Source organism: Asaia sp. As-1742, from assembly GCF_011753235.1.
Taxonomy (GTDB): Bacteria; Pseudomonadota; Alphaproteobacteria; order Acetobacterales; family Acetobacteraceae; genus Asaia; species Asaia bogorensis_B.
The window spans coordinates 1-4,598 of the sequence record NZ_VWWA01000033.1 but is presented as its reverse complement, the minus strand read 5'-3'; the positions used below and the strand labels follow the sequence as shown (position 1 = coordinate 4,598).

The window sequence follows — 4,598 nt, the reverse complement described above, 5'->3', positions numbered from 1 at the left end:
CCCTCAAGGACCTCTAGGCGGGCCTCAGCCGCTGCCAGCTTGGCCCGATACTCTGAGCCTTCGTCCTTGGCTGCGAGGAGGAGGGCCTGAAGCTCCGCAATCTGCCCAAGGGCCACACGTAGCGTATCCTCTGTAGGGGATACGTCATTCGCCGGTTCTGAGGTTTTGTCAGGGTTTCTAAGGGGCACCGGCTTGGCTACGTAGTCGCTACCGTCCGGGATGGTCACGATTACCATGCCATCGTTTCCGGCTTGTCGATGCCACCTATAGCGACGGACTCGCGCCTTCGCTGCTGGGACGGTCACAGCCCATCTATCGGCTAGCTGCTGATACGTTACGCGTTCCTCTGCCATGTAGCCCCTCGTGGTCCCTGTAGGGGCATCGTAGCCGCCACCGTAGCGACTACGCAACGCGCAACGGCATCTCACAGCGGACCCGATGTCACCCGTGATTTGTCCCATTTGTTCGCTTGCTAATACTAGCGAACAGATTTATACCCTCAATCAGCAAGCGAACAAGCGAACAGAATTGCTGGGGGTATGGTCATGGCAGTTTACGGGTATGTCCGAGTGAGCACGATCAGGCAGGCCGATGAAGGTGAGAGCCTTGCCGTGCAGGAAAGGCAAATTGCCGGTCATGCTATGATGCTTGGGCTTTCGCTTGATCGAGTTTTCATTGAGCGGGGCGTGTCTGGTTCTGTCCCTCTGGCTAATCGACAGGAAGGCGCGGTGCTGCTGGCGTCCCTGAAAGCCGGGGACGTGGTGATTACCAGCAAGTTAGATCGTATGTTTCGATCAGCAGTGGATGCGCTGGGGGTCTTAGATGATCTGAAGGCCCGCAAGGTCAGCCTTCACATGATCGACCTCGGAGGCGACGTAACGGCCAACGGAATCAGCAAGCTCGTATTCACGATCCTATCCGCCGTGGCTGAGGCTGAGCGCGACCGGATCAGGGAGAGGGTTTCACAGGTGAAAGCTGACCAGAGAGGGCGAGGGCGCTATCTGGGCGGCAAGGTGCCCTATGGCTATGCGGTCGCCGAGGATGGCGCATTGGCTGAGGTCCCTGAACAGCAGTCGGTGATTGCTCTTGCGAAGGCTTTGAGGGCTGAAGGGAAGGCCTTGAGGGCTATCCAGACGCAGCTTGAGGAGAGCAGCGGGAACAGGCTGTCTCTCGCGGCCCTTCATAGGCTCCTCTGAGGAGAACGCCGGTCAGACGCGATTCTGGCTTTATCTGAGAGCAGTCAAGAGCGCCCCCGCACGCACTCACATCCGCCTGTGAGAAACTTCTGAGGTCAGCAACTCAGGAGGATCGCATGACAGCTTTCATTCGCCTACTCGAAGCAGCCACTCGCCTTGTGGATCATCTGACGCCGTTGTTCGCGGCCCTAGAAAGCCTGATGCATACCGCTGTTCTGTTCCTTCTTCTGTAAGGGATCAGATGGCGGGGCGCTTCACAGTGTGGGGGCCTAAACATTGGTTAGGGTATCTCTCCAGACACCTTTGCAAGGCCCCACCAAGGGTAGGAATAATAGCTCGACCCACTTCTTAAACCGCTTGGCCTCTGGCTTACGGCTGGTGAGGACGAGTGAGTAGAGGCCGGACTCGTTGATGATGGTCGTCTGCTGGACGCCGCGAAGCCACGCCGAGAGGATAGCGGTCGGTCTCTGTCATCGCGCTTTATGGCCTATTCTTGGACCACCCTTCATGAGCCTCACAGAAGCCCGTGGAGCGGCCTGTAGGGTTTTTGGCTACATACCCCACCAGAAGGCATGTAGAAGGCTGTACTGAGGCCTACGCTAACCGTATTAGAGGGTGTTAGGAGTTCGCTTAGGGCTATGCTCGGTATCCTGCCTCTTCTGGGGTTAGACCTGCATCGACCTTTGCGAGTATTTCGAGCCATTCGGTTTTTGAGCGCTTCTTTTCAGGAAAGATATCTCTCTGAAAATGGGTTCCGCTGTCATTTTGGCAGTTAGAAGAAAACCGCAGTTTTCTGCGGGCCAGGGCCTCTCTCAAACGCTGTGCTGCATAAGCAGCGGCCGCTTTGGCCTGTTCAAGACTGACCAAGATCAGACGATACCGGTTAGGGCCATTCACGACGCGCCCAGCCCGTCTCATGCGCTGGCGGGTCCGCTCGACCAATCCGAGGCTGTAGGCCGCCTCTAGGGATCGGATAACCGTCCTGGTGCTGCATCCTGCCCGCGCTGCAATGCTCTCATGAGAAGGAAAAAGACCGCGATGCCCCTCGAAGCTGGCGAGTGCCTGGAGAACGAGATGCGTCCTGGCGGTGATCTTGTGGGCCTGGGTCAGGGTCCAGATCTGGGCTGAGAATGTGGGAGAGGTCATAGCAGGCGTCCTATCTTTGGACGGCGAGACACTTCCCCAGACAGAACTGGTTGCAACCCTTCGGGGCTACACCTATTATCTGCCTATCGGATGCCTAAGCGGGCTCAATCGCTTTTGCACCTGCCCGCCGCGTCGTGGCGAGATTCGAACCCCTCGGAGCTCCAACTCCGGGGGGTTCTTCGTTTGAAGCCCGAGAATGCGCTCCAGGGCGCACGGTGTCCAGCCTTGCTGTGCTAAGCGCCTCCTTTGATGAGCTGCGCCGGCACAAAAAAGGCTGCCTCAGGGTACGGACCGCTTAGCCTAGGCCGCCTTCATCGACCGCCAAGCCAAGGTGAGTCATGAAGGCTCGACAGCCGGGAAGATTGTAGTCATGCGGGCGGCGCTGTCCCCGTCCCCCATTTGCGCGCCCATCCAGAGGTGGCAGCCCATCGGTCCCACTTCTTCCTCTTCATTGATCCCGTTCAGAACCTTTGTGAGCATCTTATCTTCGATGCCGTGGTATGCAGGGTTCTCGCGTTTAGCGGTCATGCTGTCGGCTCCTTCAGTGCCGCTGTGCAGCCTTTTCTAATTCGGTCGGCGGTATCCGCGATCAGCGATCGGAACACGAGAGACCTATCCACGAACTTGCGCCCGGAGGTGTCGCGGACGTGGGCGGCGATCAGTTCGAAATCCTTTCGCGCTGCTTCGGTCATGCGAAACGTCAGGCGCGCAGCTACGGCGTCGTTCATCGCGTTTTCTTTCATGTTGGAAGATTGTGGAGGGTGAGCAGCGGGCGGCGCGCGCGCTGTTCTAGTGGGCGATTCTAATCGTCGCCGGGTCTGACTGACCGGGAACGGAGGAGAATTAGGTGTTTTTTCCTGAGGGACCTGCTTCACGGTCGCCCTGTCCGACGAAGAAAACAGCAGAACGGCGTTTTTCTTCTAATGCCTACATAGCTTGGTCGTCAGGCCCCGGAAGGGGACCCGAAAGGGGGTCTCTGGTGGTGCCGGTCTGTCCTGTGATCCCACAGAAAGACCCCCTACCCCTCTCAAAATTTCAGGGGAAAACTCCACAGGAGAAGCCCGACCTACTTACGACAAGAACGACCTTTAGCGGGATTTTTGAAGGGAATGTTTAGGAGACCCTAGGGGGTCTGGAAAACGCCCTACGCGCCGACTTGCGCGGCTTTGCGTCACGCTCAACGCGAACGAACACGACGACGCGCTATGTGATCGTGCGGCATAGGTGGCGTGGCGGCGCATGATGACAGACTGAAAGTCTGCATTTGTGTGTGTTACCAAAATCTTCACTTCCACCGTGTCCCCACTTTGACACCACGCTGTCACTACCGTGATGCGAAGGTGATACGCTGACGATACGGCGTGGCCCCGCGCAATCCCTTGATATGTGTGCGGCGTTGCCGTATGTTGGGGAATGCACTCGGTAATCGAAACGCCCATCTTCACGCGCCGTGCTGACGCGCTTCTGACCGTAGAAGAACGGGCCGATTTGATCCGCGTGCTTGCCGATAATCCGAGGGCAGGAGACTTGATCCCCGGTCTGGGCGGCATTCGTAAGATGCGTTTCGGCGGGGCCGGTCGCGGAAAGCGCGGGGGCTTCAGAGTGATATGGTACGTCGCGAGTGAGCGCGTCCCCGTTCTGGCTCTGCTGATCTACGGAAAGAATGAGCAGGTCGATCTAACCCCAGATCAGAAACGGGCGCTGGTTGCGTTGGTCGAACAGGTAAAACGGAGAACGTGAATGTCAAACATCGCTGACGAACTGCTGGCGTCCATGCAGGAGGCCGTTGAGATTGTCTCGGGCCGGATGGAGCCAGGGCGCGTCTGGGAGCCGCCCGCTGCGGTAGAGGTCGCGCAAATCCGCCGCCGTACCGGTCTATCCCAAGCCGCCTTTGCAGCGCGTTACGGCTTTAGCTCTGCTTCAGTTCGGGATTGGGAGCAGCACAGGCGCCAGCCAGAAAAGGCGGCCAGAACGCTCTTACTTCTGATCGACCGCGAGCCTCAGGCTGTCGAACGAGTTCTGGCAGGAGCGGCTTAGGCCGTAGGGGCATCGTCGCCCCAACGTATCAGCTACGGCGTAGCAGTCTCTGGATCAGGCTACGTTCTGGCGTGGCAGCCCTATTCTGTAGCCCCTCAAGGACCTCTAGGCGGGCCTCAGCCGCTGCCAGCTTGGCCCGATACTCTGAGCCTTCGTCCTTGGCTGCGAGGAGGAGGGCCTGAAGCTCCGCAATCTGCCCAAGGGCCACACGTAGCGTAT

General features: G+C 58.4%; 7 protein-coding genes and 2 pseudogenes. 2 read left to right on the top strand and 7 right to left on the bottom strand.

The window, feature by feature from the left end:
* On the bottom strand, positions 1-236 hold a 236-nt coding region (locus F3J08_RS17050), incomplete at its 3' end, for a hypothetical protein (protein WP_205207128.1).
* Between the two features lie 303 nt (positions 237-539).
* On the opposite strand from F3J08_RS17050, the gene F3J08_RS16590 reads away from it, so the two are divergent.
* Positions 540-1,196, top strand: coding sequence for a recombinase family protein (locus F3J08_RS16590; protein WP_370458764.1), 657 nt, complete (start codon positions 540-542; stop codon positions 1,194-1,196).
* Positions 1,197-1,510: 314 nt separating this feature from the next.
* On the opposite strand, the pseudogene F3J08_RS16585 reads toward F3J08_RS16590, so the two are convergent.
* The 5 genes and pseudogenes from F3J08_RS16585 to F3J08_RS16570 all read right to left on the bottom strand — a co-directional run.
* Positions 1,511-1,630 (bottom strand): annotated as a pseudogene (locus F3J08_RS16585) (Bro-N domain-containing protein); the annotation flags it as partial.
* A 202-nt stretch (positions 1,631-1,832) separates the two neighbouring features.
* Positions 1,833-2,063: a hypothetical protein gene (locus F3J08_RS17335; protein ID WP_240149425.1), complete on the bottom strand. Its 231-nt coding sequence runs from the start codon at positions 2,061-2,063 to the stop codon at positions 1,833-1,835.
* A gap of 132 nt (positions 2,064-2,195) precedes the next feature.
* Positions 2,196-2,342 (bottom strand): annotated as a pseudogene (locus F3J08_RS17330) (helix-turn-helix domain-containing protein); the annotation flags it as partial.
* 336 nt (positions 2,343-2,678) lie between these two features.
* Positions 2,679-2,870 (bottom strand): hypothetical protein, encoded by a 192-nt coding sequence (locus tag F3J08_RS16575; RefSeq protein WP_166931814.1) that lies wholly within the window; start codon positions 2,868-2,870, stop codon positions 2,679-2,681.
* Positions 2,867-3,070 (bottom strand): hypothetical protein, encoded by a 204-nt coding sequence (locus F3J08_RS16570; protein WP_166931811.1) that lies wholly within the window; start codon positions 3,068-3,070, stop codon positions 2,867-2,869. Before F3J08_RS16570 ends, F3J08_RS16575 begins: the two co-directional genes overlap by 4 nt.
* A gap of 1,012 nt (positions 3,071-4,082) precedes the next feature.
* On the opposite strand from F3J08_RS16570, the gene F3J08_RS16565 reads away from it, so the two are divergent.
* The gene (locus F3J08_RS16565) at positions 4,083-4,379 is read left to right on the top strand and encodes a DNA-binding transcriptional regulator (protein WP_166931808.1); all 297 of its coding nucleotides are present in this window, start codon (positions 4,083-4,085) and stop codon (positions 4,377-4,379) included.
* A 28-nt stretch (positions 4,380-4,407) separates the two neighbouring features.
* Here F3J08_RS16565 and F3J08_RS16560 read toward each other — a convergent pair.
* On the bottom strand, positions 4,408-4,598 hold a 191-nt coding region (locus F3J08_RS16560; RefSeq protein WP_166931805.1), incomplete at its 5' end, for a hypothetical protein.